This is a genomic window from Pantoea sp. X-Soil-TKNS-1211, assembly GCF_059730495.1.
This window is the reverse complement of the sequence record NZ_AP035953.1, coordinates 4,124,228-4,140,315: the sequence shown is the minus strand read 5'-3', so window position 1 is coordinate 4,140,315 and position 16,088 is coordinate 4,124,228. Positions and strand designations below refer to the sequence as shown.

Annotated in this window: 14 protein-coding genes; 11 read left to right on the top strand and 3 right to left on the bottom strand. The window is 57.8% G+C overall.

The window, feature by feature from the left end; all coding sequences use genetic code 11:
• The first annotated feature begins 2 nt into the window (after nucleotides 1–2).
• The 4 genes from kdpB to AC6I8W_RS19540 all read left to right on the top strand — a co-directional run bounded on the left by kdpB (nucleotide 3) and on the right by AC6I8W_RS19540 (nucleotide 5,949).
• The gene (kdpB, locus tag AC6I8W_RS19555; protein WP_497836320.1) at nucleotides 3–2,051 is read left to right on the top strand and encodes a potassium-transporting ATPase subunit KdpB; all 2,049 of its coding nucleotides are present in this window, start codon (nucleotides 3–5) and stop codon (nucleotides 2,049–2,051) included.
• 11 nt (nucleotides 2,052–2,062) lie between these two features.
• Nucleotides 2,063–2,635 (top strand): potassium-transporting ATPase subunit KdpC, encoded by a 573-nt coding sequence (kdpC, locus tag AC6I8W_RS19550; RefSeq protein ID WP_497836319.1) that lies wholly within the window; start codon nucleotides 2,063–2,065, stop codon nucleotides 2,633–2,635.
• A gap of 86 nt (nucleotides 2,636–2,721) precedes the next feature.
• The gene (gene kdpD / locus AC6I8W_RS19545) at nucleotides 2,722–5,397 is read left to right on the top strand and encodes a two-component system sensor histidine kinase KdpD (protein ID WP_497836318.1); all 2,676 of its coding nucleotides are present in this window, start codon (nucleotides 2,722–2,724) and stop codon (nucleotides 5,395–5,397) included.
• Between the two features lie 54 nt (nucleotides 5,398–5,451).
• The gene (locus tag AC6I8W_RS19540) at nucleotides 5,452–5,949 is read left to right on the top strand and encodes a TIGR00645 family protein (protein ID WP_497836317.1); all 498 of its coding nucleotides are present in this window, start codon (nucleotides 5,452–5,454) and stop codon (nucleotides 5,947–5,949) included.
• Between the two features lie 68 nt (nucleotides 5,950–6,017).
• Here the strand turns inward: AC6I8W_RS19540 and AC6I8W_RS19535 are convergent, their stop codons facing one another.
• Nucleotides 6,018–6,950, bottom strand: coding sequence for a LysR family transcriptional regulator (locus AC6I8W_RS19535; RefSeq protein ID WP_497836316.1), 933 nt, complete (start codon nucleotides 6,948–6,950; stop codon nucleotides 6,018–6,020).
• Nucleotides 6,951–7,042: 92 nt separating this feature from the next.
• Here AC6I8W_RS19535 and AC6I8W_RS19530 point away from each other — a divergent pair, with 92 nt between their 5' ends.
• The 4 genes from AC6I8W_RS19530 to AC6I8W_RS19515 all read left to right on the top strand — a co-directional run bounded on the left by AC6I8W_RS19530 (nucleotide 7,043) and on the right by AC6I8W_RS19515 (nucleotide 11,099).
• Complete coding sequence (locus AC6I8W_RS19530) at nucleotides 7,043–8,251, top strand: MFS transporter (protein ID WP_497836315.1); 1,209 nt, start codon at nucleotides 7,043–7,045, stop codon at nucleotides 8,249–8,251.
• Between the two features lie 53 nt (nucleotides 8,252–8,304).
• Nucleotides 8,305–9,648 carry a cation:proton antiporter gene (locus AC6I8W_RS19525; protein WP_497836314.1) on the top strand — a complete coding sequence of 448 codons (1,344 nt, stop codon included), beginning with the start codon at nucleotides 8,305–8,307 and terminating at the stop codon, nucleotides 9,646–9,648.
• A gap of 32 nt (nucleotides 9,649–9,680) precedes the next feature.
• Entirely contained in the window at nucleotides 9,681–10,028 is a 348-nt protein-coding gene (locus tag AC6I8W_RS19520) for a hypothetical protein (RefSeq protein ID WP_497836313.1), read from the top strand.
• Nucleotides 10,029–10,202: 174 nt separating this feature from the next.
• Nucleotides 10,203–11,099, top strand: coding sequence for an alpha/beta hydrolase (locus tag AC6I8W_RS19515; RefSeq protein ID WP_497838236.1), 897 nt, complete (start codon nucleotides 10,203–10,205; stop codon nucleotides 11,097–11,099).
• Nucleotides 11,100–11,107: 8 nt separating this feature from the next.
• Here the strand turns inward: AC6I8W_RS19515 and AC6I8W_RS19510 are convergent, their stop codons facing one another.
• Entirely contained in the window at nucleotides 11,108–12,022 is a 915-nt protein-coding gene (locus AC6I8W_RS19510) for a bestrophin family protein (protein WP_497836312.1), read from the bottom strand.
• 238 nt (nucleotides 12,023–12,260) lie between these two features.
• On the opposite strand from AC6I8W_RS19510, the gene AC6I8W_RS19505 reads away from it, so the two are divergent.
• The 3 genes from AC6I8W_RS19505 to AC6I8W_RS19495 all read left to right on the top strand — a co-directional run bounded on the left by AC6I8W_RS19505 (nucleotide 12,261) and on the right by AC6I8W_RS19495 (nucleotide 15,238).
• Nucleotides 12,261–12,902 (top strand): hydrolase, encoded by a 642-nt coding sequence (locus tag AC6I8W_RS19505; RefSeq protein WP_497836311.1) that lies wholly within the window; start codon nucleotides 12,261–12,263, stop codon nucleotides 12,900–12,902.
• A 133-nt stretch (nucleotides 12,903–13,035) separates the two neighbouring features.
• A complete protein-coding gene (locus AC6I8W_RS19500) occupies nucleotides 13,036–14,175 on the top strand; it encodes an epoxide hydrolase family protein (protein ID WP_497836310.1) in 1,140 nt (379 codons plus the stop codon).
• A gap of 46 nt (nucleotides 14,176–14,221) precedes the next feature.
• Nucleotides 14,222–15,238, top strand: a complete 1,017-nt coding sequence (locus AC6I8W_RS19495; RefSeq protein ID WP_497836309.1) for a zinc-dependent alcohol dehydrogenase family protein — start codon at nucleotides 14,222–14,224, stop codon at nucleotides 15,236–15,238.
• Between the two features lie 57 nt (nucleotides 15,239–15,295).
• On the opposite strand, the gene AC6I8W_RS19490 is transcribed toward AC6I8W_RS19495, so the two are convergent.
• Complete coding sequence (locus tag AC6I8W_RS19490; protein ID WP_497836308.1) at nucleotides 15,296–16,075, bottom strand: L-threonylcarbamoyladenylate synthase; 780 nt, start codon at nucleotides 16,073–16,075, stop codon at nucleotides 15,296–15,298.
• Between the last annotated feature and the right edge of the window lie 13 nt (nucleotides 16,076–16,088).

The window sequence follows — 16,088 nt, the reverse complement described above, 5'->3', positions numbered from 1 at the left end:
TCATGAGTCGTCAACAACTGGCCCTGTTTGATGCGCGGCTGACGCGTGTCGCCATGCTGGATGCGGTGAAAAAACTCGATCCACGCGTGCAGTTTCGCAACCCGGTGATGTTTCTGGTGTGGCTCGGTAGCGTGCTCACCAGCGTGCTGGCGATCGGCATGGCCGCAGGGCAACTGCAAGGTAGCGCCGGTTTTACCGCCGGGGTGGCTGTCTGGTTATGGTTTACCGTGTTATTCGCCAACTTCGCGGAAGCGCTGGCGGAAGGACGCAGCAAAGCTCAGGCCAACAGCCTGAAAGGCGTGAAAAAAAGCGTCGATGCGAAAAAGCTGGCGGAACCGCGTTACGGTGCTGCCTGGAAAGCGGCATCGGCGGATAGCCTGCGTAAAGGCGATGTAGTGCTGGTGGAGGCCGGTGACATCATTCCGTGCGATGGCGAAGTGCTGGAAGGGGGCGCCTCGGTGGACGAGAGCGCGATTACCGGCGAATCAGCCCCGGTAATCCGTGAATCGGGTGGTGACTTCGCCTCGGTGACCGGTGGCACACGTATCCTTTCCGACTGGCTGGTAATCCAGTGCAGTGTCAATCCGGGGGAAACCTTCCTCGACCGGATGATCGCCATGGTGGAAGGCGCCAAACGCCGTAAAACCCCGAACGAAATCGCGCTGACCATTCTGCTGGTTTCGCTCACTATTGTATTCCTGCTGGCGACCGTAACGCTATGGCCGTTCTCTGCGTGGGGTGGTACGCCGGTCAGCGTTACCGTGTTGGTGGCGCTGCTGGTATGCCTGATCCCCACCACCATTGGTGGCTTGCTGTCGGCGATTGGTGTGGCGGGGATGAGCCGCATGCTCGGCGCGAATGTTATCGCCACCAGTGGCCGTGCGGTGGAAGCAGCGGGTGACGTTGATGTGTTGATGCTGGACAAAACCGGCACCATCACCCTCGGTAACCGCCAGGCGACGCAGTTCCTGCCTGCACCTGGCGTCAGCGAACAACAGCTGGCCGATGCAGCACAACTGGCGTCACTGGCGGATGAAACACCGGAAGGGCGCAGTATCGTGGTGCTGGCAAAGCAGAAGTTTAACTTGCGCGAGCGTGACCTCAGCAGCATGGGAGCCAGCTTTATCCCGTTCTCGGCGCAAACGCGTATGAGCGGTGTGAACGTGCAGGATCGTCTGATCCGTAAAGGAGCGGTGGACGCGGTGCGGCGTCATATCGAAGCCAGCAATGGCCGCTTCCCGGCTGAGGTGAATGCCGCGGTGGAAGAGGTGGCGCGTGCCGGTGGTACGCCGCTGGTGGTGGCAGAGGGTGCTCAGGTGCTGGGCGTGGTGGCGCTGAAAGATATTGTCAAAGGCGGCATCAAAGAGCGTTTTGCCGAACTGCGCAAAATGGGTATCAAAACCGTGATGATCACCGGTGATAACCCGTTAACCGCCGCCGCAATTGCGGCAGAAGCGGGCGTGGACGATTTTCTCTCGGAAGCGACCCCGGAAGCCAAGCTGGCACTGATCCGTCAGTATCAGGCAGAAGGACGGCTGGTGGCGATGACCGGCGATGGCACCAACGATGCCCCGGCACTGGCGCAGGCCGACGTCGCGGTGGCGATGAACTCCGGCACCCAGGCGGCGAAAGAGGCGGGGAATATGGTCGATCTCGACTCCAACCCGACCAAATTGCTGGAAGTGGTGCACATCGGTAAACAGATGCTGATGACGCGCGGTTCGCTGACCACCTTCAGTATCGCCAATGATGTGGCGAAATACTTCGCCATCATCCCGGCGGCGTTTGCCGCCACCTATCCGCAGCTCAACATGCTGAACGTGATGCAGCTGCACTCCCCCAACTCTGCCATTTTGTCTGCGGTGATTTTTAACGCGCTGGTGATTGTGTTCCTGATCCCGCTGGCGCTGAAAGGCGTGAGCTACCGTCCGTTGAGTGCCGCGGCGTTGCTGCGTCGCAACCTGTGGATTTACGGTGTGGGTGGGCTGGTGGTGCCGTTTATCGGCATCAAAGCAATTGATGTGCTGCTGACCCTGTTGGGCTTGGCGTAAGGAGAAGAGAAATGAGTCAGTTACGTCCGGCTATTGTATTGTTAGTGCTGCTGGCGGCAATCACGGGTGGCGTGTATCCGCTACTCACCACCGGCCTGGCGCAATGGTGGTTCCCGGTGCAGGCCAATGGTTCATTGCTGGAGCTGAATGGCGAGGAACGTGGTTCTGCCATGATTGGTCAGGCATTCAGCCAGCCGGGCCATTTCTGGGGGCGTCCATCGGCCACCGGCGACAGCGCCTATAATCCTCTGGCTTCCAGCGGCAGCAATATGGCAGGCAACAACCCTGCGCTGGATAAAGCGGTGGCGGAGCGTATTGCGGCGCTGCGTGCCGCCAATCCGCAGGCCCCGACGGCGGTACCGGTGGAGTTGGTGACGGCCTCGGCCAGCGGCCTCGATCCGGATATCTCACCGGAAGCCGCGCTGTGGCAGGCTCCGCGCATTGCAGCGGCGCGCCAGATGCCGTTGCAGGAGGTCGAAGCCTTGATTACACGTCATACCGAGCGTCCGTTGCTGCCGTTTACCGGCGAAGAGACGGTGAATGTGCTGCGGTTGAATATGGCGCTGGATGCATTGAATAACTAACACCGTAGCGGCGCGATTAATTGCGCGCCTTTTAAAACCCGCGCGATAAATCGCGCCGCTACGCGCTTGCAGCTAATGGACTGAACATGAACGACGAACTGCCGCGCCCGGACCCCGATGCGCTGCTGCTGAACCACAGCGACAGCCATCGCGGTAAACTCAAAATCTACTTCGGTGCCTGTGCCGGGGTAGGGAAAACCTACGCCATGCTCCAGGAAGCGCAACGCCTGCGCGCCCAGGGACTGGATGTGCTGGCGGGCGTGGTAGAGACCCATGGCCGTGATGAAACCGCCGCCCTGTTGCAGGGGCTGGCGGTTTTGCCACGTCGGGCCACAGGGCGTTCACGTCACGCGGAGTTCGATCTGGATGCGGCACTGGCGCGCCATCCGGCGGTGATCCTGATGGATGAACTGGCGCACACCAACGTGCAGGGTTCGCGCCATCCGAAGCGCTGGCAGGATATTGAAGAGTTGCTCGACGCCGGTATCGATGTGATCACCACCGTCAACGTGCAGCATTTGGAAAGTCTGAACGATGTGGTCGGTGGCGTTACCGGTATTCAGGTGCGCGAAACCGTGCCCGATCCCTTCTTCGACGCCGCTGATGAAGTGGTGTTAGTGGACCTGCCTCCCGATGATCTGCGCCAGCGGTTGAAGGAGGGCAAAGTCTACGTTGGCGATCGCGCCGAACGTGCGATCGAAAACTTCTTCCGTAAAGGTAACCTGTTTGCGTTGCGTGAACTGGCGCTGCGCCGTACCGCCGACCGTGTTGATGACCAGATGCGTGCCTGGCGCGATCAGCAGGGACGCGACAAGGTATGGCATACGCGCGATGCCATCCTGCTGTGCATTGGCGATGACACCGGCAGCGAAAAGCTGGTGCGCACCGCCGCACGACTGGCGGCCCGGCTTGGCAGCGAGTGGCATGCGGTGTACGTGGAAACGCCACGGTTGAATCGCCTGCCGGAAGCGCGTCGTCGCGCCATTCTGCGCACGCTGCAACTGGCGCAGGAGTTGGGCGCGGAAACCGCCACGCTGTCCGATCCGGACGAAGCGCGCGCGGTGCTGCGCTACGCCCGTGAGCACAACCTCGGCAAAATCGTCACCGGTCGCCAGCCACAACGACGCTGGCGGCGTGACAGTTTTGCCCAGCGTCTCGGTGAACTGGGGCCGGACCTCGATTTGCTGGTAGTGGCGCTGGATGAGCCGGTACGCGATGCCCCCTCGCTGCTGAATGGCCAGCGCGCCAGCGCGGAAAAATGGCGTATGCAGCTGCGCGGCTGCCTGATGGCGTTGGTGCTGTGCATTCTGGTTACGGCAGTGGGTCGTTGGTTGCCGGTAGACTTTGCTCCGGCCAATGGCGTGATGATTTACCTGTTGGCCGTAGTGATCGTGGCGCTGCGCTTTGGTCGCTGGCCGTCAGTATTCGCTACGATAATCAATATTCTGGCGTTCGACCTGTTTTTCGTCGCGCCCACTGGCACCGTGGCGGTGTCGGATCTGCAATATCTGGTGACCTTCGCGGTGATGCTGGCGGTCGGGGTGATCGTTGGCAACCTGACGGCTGGGGTGCGCTATCAGGCGCGGGTGGCGCGTTATCGCGAGCAGCGCGCGCGCCATTTGTATGAGATGGCGAAGTCGCTCGGCAGCGCGTTGACGCCGCAGGATATTGCCAGCACCAGCCAGCGCGTGATTGAGGTGACGCTCCAGGCACGTAGCTTGCTGCTGCTGCCGAATGAGCAGGGCGAGTTGCAAACCGTGGGCGACAGCAGCATGGGCACGCCGCCGGATCTCGCCATCGCCAAATGGAGCTACAGCAAGGGCCAGCCAGCCGGGGCAGGCACCGATACCTTACCGGCGGTACCGTACCAGATTCTGCCGCTGAAAAGCGGCAACCACTGCCGTGGCCTGCTGGTGGTGGAGCCAGAGAATTTACGTCAGCTGATGATCCCGGAACAGCAGCGGCTGGTGGAAACCTTCACCGTATTAATTGCTAATGCGCTGGAGCGGATGGCGTTGTCGCAAAGTGAAGCTGCTTCGCGCCTGGCGGCGGAACGCGAGCAGCTGCGTAATGCGTTGTTATCCGCGTTGTCGCATGATCTGCGCACCCCGCTGACGGTGTTATTCGGTCAGGCGGAAATGCTGATGCTCGACCTCGCCAGTGAGCAGTCAAAATATGTCGCACAGGCTAATCAGATCCGCGAGCAGACGCTGAGTACCATCCGGTTGGTCAGCAATATGCTGGATATGGCGCGCATCCAGTCGGGCGGGCTGAATCTGCGCGAAGAGTGGGTGGCGCTGGATGAGGTGATCGGCGGCGCGCTGAGTAGCATGGGACCGTCGCTGAAGGACCATGATTTTACCGTCGATTTGCCCGACGAACTGGTGCTGATCAAAGGTGACAGCAGCATGCTGGAGCGGGTGTTTACCAATCTCATCGAAAACAGCCTGAAATACGCCGGGAATGCGGCACAGCATGGCATCCGCGCCTGGCGCGACAACGCCCGGCTGGAAATCGCCATCTGGGATAGCGGGCCGGGGATTGCGCCAGATGCCCTGACGCGCATCTTTGATAAGTTTGCCCGTGGTGATAAGGAATCCGCCGTGCCGGGGGTGGGCCTCGGACTGGCGATTTGTAAAACCATTGTGGAATCCCACGGCGGGCGCATCTGGGCGGAGAACCGTCCCGAAGGCGGCGCTTTGTTCCGGCTCTCGTTGCCGCTGCCACCGGCTCCTGAAATTTCTGAAGACGGGCTGAAATAACTTCACATTTGTTCGGTTATAATCGCTGGCTTGTCGGTTGATTAATGGAAAATTATGGAACGTTTTACCGAGAACCTGATGTATGCGTCGCGCTGGCTGCTGGCACCGGTTTACATCGGACTTTCACTGGGATTGCTGGCGCTAACGATTAAGTTTTTCCAGGAGATTTTTCACCTGCTGCCTGACATCTTCAGCATCGGGGAAAACGATCTGATTCTGTTGCTGCTGTCGCTGGTGGATATGACGCTGGTGGGTGGCCTGCTGGTGATGGTGATGCTGTCCGGTTATGAGAACTTTGTCTCTAAGCTGGATATTGACGATCACAAGGAGAAGCTGAGCTGGCTTGGCAAGATGGATTCCGGCTCGCTGAAGAATAAAGTGGCCGCGTCGATTGTGGCGATTTCGTCAATTCACCTGCTGCGGGTGTTTATGGAAGCGCGCAACGTCGCCAATGATAAACTAATGTGGTTTGTGATTATCCACCTGACGTTTGTGCTGTCGGCGTTTGTCATGGGTTATCTGGACAATATGTCCAAATCGGATAAAAAATAATTACGTAGCGGCGCGATTTATCGCGTACGGAATTGCGCGATAAATCGCGCCGCTACGGGTTTTTTACATTATTTTTTAGCTGGTTGCGTTCCTGCCAGTTGCGGCATCACTTCGCGAATCATGGCAAAAAACTTCTGCAATCTGGCCGGGTAGTAGCTGGCCCACGGATAGGTCAGCCATACCGGTAATGGCGGGGCCTGCCACTCTGGTACTAACTGAATCAAATCACCGCGCGCCAAATCCTCCTGCACCACCCATGACGACACCACAGCCGCTCCCATCCCTGCCAGCGCGGCTTTGCGTATCGCGTACAGGCTGTCGCTGGCAAGGCGCGGACTGATCGCCAGATTCACGGGCTGTCCGTCGCTCAGGCGTTGCAGAGCAATCTCACCGTGATAAAAACTGGTCAACGCCAGCCACGGCAGATTCGGTAGCTGCTTAACGTTTTCCACCGGCGGATGTGCGGCCAGCAACGACGGGGCGGCCACCACAAAACGCGGCACCTCGGCCAGTAAGATCGCCACCACGGAAGGATCGGTTGGCGCGCCGACCTGAATCGCGCAGTCGACGTTTTCGGCGACAAAATCTGGCGTGCGGTCGTTCAGCATCCACTCCACATTCAGACGCGGATAGCGTTGCAGATAATCCACCAGCGGCGCGACTAACTGATCCTGACCAAAGGCATGCGGCGCTCGCACCCGTAGCGTGCCCACTGGATCATCGCTGGCACCGGTCAACTCATCTTCCAGCGCATGCCAGGTGGCGAGCAGCTGACGCGCCTGCTGATAGCAGCGTTCGCCATCATCGGTGAGTTTCAGCGCGTGGGTGGTACGCAGAATCAGCTTCAGCCCCAGTCGCTGTTCCAGCGCCTGCAAACGGCGGCTAATGGTCGGCTGGGTGGTGCCGAGCTGCGCGGCGGCGGCCGACAGGGAGCCACTCTCCACGATGCGGATAAAGGTTTGCATCAGTTCGATGCGATCAACGCTGGAAATATTGCTCATACGTACCACGTATAATGGTTTTGCCTTTCATCAGTCTACCGCGTATGGCGGTGACGCGCTTTAATAAGCGCACTTTCACGGGGGAAACGAATATGTCTGCCATGACGCAATCATCTGAACAGGTCACTGAGTCACTGCCCACACCGCTGGTCTTTACGCTGGCGGCGGGTGCCGGCCTGAGTGTCGCATCGATTTACTACAGCCAGCCGATGCTGGATATCATCAGCAAACAATTTAACGCCAGCATTGGCAGCGTCGGTATGGTGCCGATGCTGACGCAGGCGGGCTATGCCTTGGGTATCCTGCTGCTGGCCCCGCTTGGCGACCGCCACGACCGCCGTACCATCATCCTGATTAAAGGTCTGCTGCTGGTGGCGGCGTTGCTGCTGTGTGGTTTCTCTGGCGGCCTGAACGCGCTGTTGATCGCCAGCTTTGTCACCGGCTTAACCGCCACTGTGGCGCAGGATATCGTCCCGGCGTCAGCAGCTCTGGCCCCGGAACGTAGCCGGGGGAAAACCGTCGGTACGGTGATGACCGGGTTGTTGGTCGGCATCCTGCTCTCCAGGGTGGTGAGCGGCGTGGTGGCGGAATACTTCGGCTGGCGCACCATGTATCTGGTGGCGGCGGTGGCGGTGTTGTTGATCAGTCTGGCGCTGTGGCGCGTGCTGCCACGCTTTAAACCGGGCACCTCGGTGAGTTATCCACGTCTGCTGCTGTCGCTGGCGCATCTGTGGCAACACCACCAGACGCTGCGCCGTGCCGCACTGGCGCAAGGTTTGCTGTCGGTAGGTTTTAGCGCCTTCTGGTCAACCCTTGCGTTGATGCTGAGCGATCGCTTCCATCTGGATAGCGCCGTGGCGGGTGCCTTTGGTCTGGCGGGTGCAGCCGGTGCACTGGCTGCACCGCTGGCGGGGAGCTTTGCTGACCGTATCGGCCCAGCCCGTGTGACCCAATACGGTGCCACGCTGGTGATGGTGTCCTTTGCACTGATGTTCCTGTTGCCGGTGTTGCCGGTATCCGCCCAGCTTGGGTTGATCATCATCAGCACCGTCGGTTTTGACCTGGGTGTGCAGGCGACGCTGGTCGCGCATCAGACGCTGGTCTACAGCCTGGCACCGGAAGCGCGTAGTCGTCTTAATGCCCTGATGTTCACCGTGGTGTTTATCGGCATGGCAACCGGTGCGGCGCTGGGTAGCCTGGCGTTGGCGCACTGGGGCTGGACTGGCGTAGTGGCGCTCTCGACCCTGGCGGCAGCGTTGAGTCTGATGATTCGTCTGGCGAGCCGTCACCTGAAAAACTGATCGCGATATCCTGTGCCAGGCTTAAAGAACATCCTTTAGCAAAACGGAGCGTTATGGATTTTCTTGCCTGGACGGCAGCAACCGGCGGTTTGTTGCTGCTGATGTCACTGGCTTCCGGCTGGATTCACCGGGGGCCAGTCACTTCATTTGGACTCTATCTGTTCGCGGGTATCCTGTGTGGCCCGTGGATGCTCAATCTGCTGCAAATCGATATCCTCGGACACGCCGATCTCGCCACCCACATCACCGAAATCACCATGGCTGCGTCGCTGTTTATTACCGGCCTGAAGCTGCGTCTGCCGTTACGCGCCCATGCCTGGCGGGTCGGCATCCGGCTGGCATTTCCAGCGATGCTGCTGACTGTTGGCGGAATGACGTTACTGGTGCGCTGGATCACCGGGTTTGACTGGCCACTGGCGTTAGCGTTCGCGGCGATTGTCGCGCCGACCGACCCGGTCCTCGCCAGCCTGATTTCTGTCAACGATGCGCGCGATGATGATGCCCTAAGGGTGGCTCTTTCCAGCGAAGCGGGGATGAACGATGGCTCAGCGTTACCGCTGCTGATGCTGGCGTTGCTGTTGCTGCACCATCCTGCCTTAACGTTGTCCGATTTTGGCCTGTGGGCGATGAAAGATTTTTTCTGGGCGATAGGTGCCGGGCTGGCAATCGGTTATGCGTTGGGCCGATTAATCGGTCAACTAACTACCCACCTGCGCAACATCCATAAGGATGAAGCGCCGAATGATTTTTTTGCGCTGGCGTTAATCGCCCTCAGCTATGCGGCCGCACAGGCCGTTGATGCATCTGGCTTTCTTGCTACTTTCGCGGCGGGTATAGGGTTACGGCGCGCTGAGTTGCGGGTGGTGCGGCGCTTTCCTCAGCATGAGGCTTCAGAAGAGGAGCATTTGTTGCCCGCCGAAGCGCGTGTCAATCCCAACCAGCGTCTGGCGCAGGGCGGCAACGGTATGATCAAATCAGTTGGCCTGGTGGTTGGCGATGCGCTGTCATTTGGCGATACCATCGAGCGCTTGCTGGCAGCAGCGATGATGGTAGTGCTGGGGGTGACGCTGGCGCATCACTGGAATCTGACCGGCATCGGTCTGGCGCTCATGTTATTTGTGCTGGTACGGCCACTGGCGGTGTGGATCACCACGCTGGGATGCGGTCTGTCGCGGCCACGCCGCTTACTTATTGGCTGGCTGGGTATTCGCGGCATCGGCAGTATCAATTATATTGCTTACGCTTGGGTGCACGGTATGCACGGCCCACAGGCGGAACAGATGGTGGACATGGCGTTGACCTTGGTGGTGTGCAGCATTGTGTTGCATGGCGTGACGGTAACCCCGTTATTGAATTGGCGTGCAGCCCGTCAGGCGGCACGTGCGCAACAAGACTGATTGCGATTTTCTGGAAACAACAGGAGCCTGTTATGAAAATGTGGTTACTAGCCTTTTTCGGCCTGTCACTGTCGGCCAGTGCATTGGCCGATGATGCTAACGCGGATACAGAACAAAACGTCTATGCCAGCCAGCTGTGCCATCTGGTCAGCAGCGAAAAAAGCACCGGGACGATGGAAAGCTATGTGGAAAAAATGAAGGCACAAATGGCCGCCAGCCAGTCGCCGTCGGCCATCAGCAAGCCAGAATTTGATGAAGAAATCGCGCAGGAAGTGATCAGCGGTTGGTTGCAGTTGGGTGATGATGAACGCAGCCAGTTGCGTCATAACCAGCAGCAATGTGAACAGACGGTGATGACGCAATTCCAGCAGGAAGATTAAATCTTTTTATCGACCGCTTTAACATTAAAACTCGCGCCATTTTTGGCGCGTTTTTTTATAGCTTTTTTGTACAGATTGCGTACATAATCGCCAGCGTTTGGCATTGGACTTGCATCACCATAACGAGACACAGCCTTAAGGCTGTCCCTATCCTGACAGTGGCTTCACAGCATGATGATAACGCGTCGCCGCCTTTTGCTGGCAACCGGGGCAACGGTACTTTCGATGACCACAGGCAAATTGTTTGCCCGTGATGACATTATTCCTCTCTGGCCGGATGATCCGCCCGGCGGCGGTGGCCCATCGGGGTTGCTGCGCGTCAGTGCCAACGGTTCCTGGTCCAATATTGTCTCGCCAGCCATTCAACGTTTTCGTCCGGAAAATCCCAATGGCGAAGCGGTGCTGATTGCGGCGGGCGGCGGTTATAAATGGATCGGCATGGGACGTGAAGCCTGGCCGGTGGCGCGCTGGCTGAATGCCAACGGCTACACCGCTTATGTGCTGAGCTATCGCTTACCGGGCGAGAAGTGGCAGGCGGGCCATCTGGCTCCGTTGCAGGATGCGCAGCGCGCTATCCGTCTGGTGCGTTCCTTTGAACGCAAAGTGCATGTCCTCGGCTTCTCGGCGGGGGGGCATCTACTGGGGATGGCGGCGGCACGCCCGGATTTCGACACCTACCCGGCGCAGGACCCGCTTGATCAGGTGGTGCCGAAAGTCGACAGCGTTGGCCTGATCTATCCGGTGATCACCCTCGAAGCGCCTTACCAACACACCAACACCCATTTGATGATGGTGGGGAACCATGCCACCCCGGCCGAAGAGGCCAACTGGTCGGTACAGAATTTTGTTACCCGCAGCTATCCGCCCACCTTTCTGGCGCAGGCGGAAGATGATCACACCTCCAATCCGCACAATACCGAACTGATGCGTGATACCTGCCGCCGTATGCGGGTGCCAGTGGAGCTGATCGAGCTGAGCAGTGGAGGGCACGGTTTTGGCTTGGGTAAAGCGGGCACGCCAGCGGCATTGTGGGATCAGGCTTATACGCGCTGGCTGGATCATCTGAGCTAAGCCGTTGCTTATGTCAGATTAAAATATTTATCCGGCTGCAACGGTTCAGGCAGCGCATCGCCATTCATCGCCTTCAGGTTACGCTCAATCGCCACACAAATGGCGTCCAGCGGCAGATCATTGGGTGCGGTGCCAAATGGATCTTCCAGTTCTTCCGCCAGCGATTCCAGTGACAAAAAGGTGTAGGAGATAAACACCGACACCAGCGGCGTCATGGCGTGCAGATCCGACACCAGCGCAAACGGCAGCAGGGTGCAAAACAGATACACGGTGCGGTGCAGAATCAAACTGTAAGCGAAGGGAATCGGCGTGGTGGCGATACGATCGCAACCGCCCAGCACCGTAGACAGATGATTCAGGTTTTCATCGATGCTTTGCCAGACAATATCCGACACATGCCCTTCGTGCCGCTGCTGTGCCAGCCACTCCCCCATACACATCAGAATCTGCGTCGTTGGCAGCGGGTTGTTGAGCACGCTGTCATGCCAACGCGACGGCAGCACACGTTGCAAATCCGTTCGCGGATCAGAGTGGCGTAACTGATGTTTCAGGCTCAGATTGAAGGCAATTTGCAGATCGGTAAACTCACGTGCCTGATCGAGACTAAGCGTGCGAATGCTTTTGACCTGACGCAGCAGCGAGCGCTGGGTAATCAGCAGTGTTCCCCACAGGGTGCGAGCTTCGGTAAAGCGCGCATAGCTGGCGTTGTTGCGAAAGCCAAGGAAGATGGCAATCGATACACCGATCAGGCTAAACGGCGCGGTGGTCAGATGGATGCCGAGCGTTTCATACCAGGGAAAGCCAAGCACCGCGATCAGCGACATCAACAGGTTGAGTGACAGGCGAAACAGAATGCTGGTGAGCACCGAACCATGCCAGTCAAACAGCCGCAGGAACCAGTGCTGGTGAGGACGAACAATCATTTTTGCGATGGTGAATTTTTGATTTTGTGATCACAGGTTACGCCTGTATTCATCAACTTATCAACGTTGTTTCACCGGTGTTTTGCGAGGGGATGGGTTTTTTTTCTATTTAAATCAATCTTCTAAAATCATTTTGAACAACTTATAAAATTCTTTCCGTTATCTCTTCAGCGCAGCTTTTTTTAAAGTTCATCTCAACGACACAACACACAAAACCCATACCGCTGAGGAATTTAACATGTCTAAACTTGACCTGCTCGACCCGCAAAACTCTACCCTGATCTTCATCGACCACCAGCCGCAGATGGCTTTCGGCGTGGCCAATATCGATCGCCAGCAGCTCAAAAATAACACCGTTGCCCTGGCAAAAGCGGGCAAGATTTTCGAAGTGCCGGTGATTTACACCTCGGTGGAAACCGAAAGCTTTAGCGGCTACATCTGGCCGGAACTGCTGGCGGTACACCCGGAAGCGAAGCCGATTGAGCGTACCTCAATGAACTCATGGGAAGATGCCAAATTCGTTGAAGCGGTTGAGAAAACCGGCCGTAAAAAGCTGATTATCTCTGCCCTGTGGACTGAAGTGTGCCTGACCTTTCCGGCGCTGATGGCGCTGAAAGCGGGTTACGAAGTCTATGTAGTGACCGATACCTCGGGCGGCACCAGCGTGGATGCCCACGAACGTTCCGTACAGCGTATGGTGCAGGCGGGTGCGGTGCCGGTTACCTGGCAGCAGGTGCTGCTGGAGTACCAGCGCGACTGGTCACGCAAAGAGACTTACGACGCGGTGATGGACCTGGTGCGCGAGCACAGTGGTGCCTACGGTATGGGTGTTGATTATGCCTACACCATGGTGCATCACGCGCCACAGCGTCAGGCATAATTATTGCGGGCACATTCCGTAGCGCCGCTACGAATTTGTGCTGGCAAACAACACACGAATGAGCTCGCCGATGCCTTCAGGCGGGAACAGGGCTACAGTAAAGTCTTAGCCTGTTTAACCTGAAGGAATCACTATGTCTGTGCAATCTTTCCAGATTGCCATTGCGCAATCGCAGCTGGATGACCTCGAATGGCGTCTGCGTCAGACGCGCTGGGCGGCGACCTTGCCCGGCGCTGCGTGGCAGAAAGGCACCGCTCCCGATGAATTAAAGGCGCTGGTGGATTACTGGTTGCATCAGTATGACTGGCGTCAGCAGGAGCGTGAACTTAACCAGCTTGGGCATTATTACTGGCGGCAGGGAGAGACGCAGATCCATTTCATCCATCAACGCGGCAACGGGCCAAATCCGTTGCCGCTGTTGTTAACGCACGGCTGGCCCGATTCATTTCTGCGCTACCAAAAAATCATCCCGCTATTGACCGATCCGGCGCGTTTTGGTGGCAAGGCGGAGGAGGCGTTCGATGTTATCGTGCCGTCGCTACCGGGCTTCGCCTTTTCCACCTGCCCGTCGAATGGGGTTCACAACGCACAAATCGCCGATCTCTGGGCGCAGTTGATGACCGAGTTGGGCTATGCGCGCTTTGCCGCCAGCGGAGGTGATATTGGTTCTGGTGTCACCCGTTATCTTGCGGTGCAACACCCCGACAGGTTGGTGGGTATTCACCTCACTGATATCGGGTTGGTACGTCCGCTGATGCAGGCCACTGGCGATGACCTGACCGATGAAGCGCGTGACTATCAGGCCGCAGCGCAGCAGTGGATTACGCAGGAAGGGGCGTATATGGCGTTGCAATCCACCAAACCGCAAACCCTGGCGTTTGCGCTCAATGATTCACCGGTCGGACTGGCCAGCTGGATTCTGGAGAAATTCCGCAGTTGGGGAGATTGCCAGGGCAAGGTGTTTAGCCGCTTCAGCAAAGATGAGCTGCTTAATAACATCATGCTGTACTGGCTGACCGGTTGTTTTGGTTCATCGGCCAACCTCTATTACGAAAACAGCCATTCGCTGCCCCCAATCGGTAAAATCACGGTGCCGACCGGACTAACGCGGTTTCCGTATGATCTGATGCCGCCACCGCGTCGCTGGGCGGAGCAGAACCTGGATATCCGGCACTGGCATGAATTGCCGCGCGGCGGGCATTTTACCGCGATGGAGGAGCCGGAGCTGCTGGCGCAGGAGATTCGGGATTTTTTCCGCCCTTTGCGTGGTTAACCACAGCGCGCATCACTGACCTTTTTACTGATGAGGATGACTGACAATGCAAGCGATGATCTTAAAAAGCCCGGGTGGACTGGAGAATTTGCAGTTGGTGGATCTGCCGGACCCCGGCAAACCAGGGCCGGGTGAGATCCGGGTGGTAATCCACGCCACCTCGCTGAATTTCCACGATTTACTGGTAGCTCAGGGTGCCATTCCTGCCGCTGATGGCCTTATTATGATGGCGGACGGTGCGGGCGTGGTGGAAGAAGTTGGCGCTGGCGTTAGTGAATTTAAGGCTGGCGATCATGTGGTATCCGGCTTCTTCCCGCAGTGGCAGGACGGTTTACCCTCTGCACAGGTCGGTAATTTTGCCCGGACGCCGGGCGATGGTGCGCACGGCTTCGCCGCTGAAGTGGTGGTACGCCCGGCCAGCCACTTCACCCTGGCACCTCAAGGCTGGCGACACGCCGAAGCGGCCACCATCACCACCTCTGGCCTCACTGCCTGGCGTGCGCTGGTGGGCGATGCGCAGATCAAAGCGGGCGATACCATTCTGACGCTGGGCACTGGCGGTGTTTCCATCACCGCGCTGCAAATCGCCAAAAGTATGGGCGCTCGGGTGATCGTCACCTCCTCATCCGATGAAAAGCTGGCGCGTGCGCGTGAGTTGGGTGCTGACGAGGTGATTAACTATCGCAGCACGCCGGAGTGGGGCAAAGCGGTGCAGCAACTGACACAGGGCCAGGGCGCAGACGTGGTGATTGAGCTGGGCGGGCCTGGCACTATGGCGCAATCTATTGAAGCGGTGCGCGTGGGGGGGCATATTGCGTTGATCGGTGTGCTGACCGGGCGTGAAGGGGTGATTCCCACCTCGCTGTTAATGGCAAAACAGGCGCGGATTCAGGGATTGATTGTCGGCCATCGTCGCCAACAGCAGGACTTTGTACGGGCACTGGAGCAGACCGGTATTCGCCCGGTGATCAGCGATAGTTACGGTTCGTTGGGGGATCTGACGGCGGCGTTTCAGCATCAGCAGAGTGCAGGTCACTTCGGCAAGATTACGGTGGAGTGGTAGCCGCATTGTGTGATAAATCGCACCGCTGTGGTAGCGGCGCGATTTATCGCGCTGTTATCAATAATAATCGCCGTGGCGATAATCCCACGAAGGGAAAATATCTGACAGCAGCGACATAATCTTATCCACATCAAGACCTTTGCGGATCAATATCGGACAAGGGGTGATTTTACGCTCACCTTTTTGCTCCGGGATCAAACGGCCTTGGTTATCCACCATCGACACCATCACCCCCTGCTCATAACGCACTTTATTGTCGTCGTTAGGCTGAATGGATTTGACGTAATCGTTGGCAGAAATAATTAAATCCGCACGTGATTCAATACGTTCGCCAATACCCTCAACCAGACCGCGGTTACCCTGGCCTGATGGGTTAGCAGAGCTGGCAAAGGAAAACTTGCCGTGTTTTTCCCACAATTCTTTTGCCAGGATTTCACCCGGCTTGCCGAATTTAATCACGAAACAACTGGTCTGGCGGCCATCCATCATTAACTCTTTGGAACCGTCAGCCGGAATACGCGCCAGCGCATCCTCGCGCCACGGTAAGATGCAGCCCAGCAGAATGTCCTGATCCCAGTGGCGTTGATAAAGTTCGTCAATTTCCGGGTTGAGCTGGGCCAGTGAACGCAGCTGTTCCAGCGAGCCGCACAGCACCACGCCCGGTTTGTTGCGATTACGATTTTTCGCCTCGAACTTGCGCTCCAGACCAGCTTTGTCGGAGGTCATAATGATGTAGCCGACTTTGGTAGGGCTGACAATCATGCCGCCCTCTTTGGCCAGAATTTCGATGGCTTCGTGCTGTAACCCGCCATTCCAGGTTATTTTTTTACCGCTCATGGATCGACCCTAT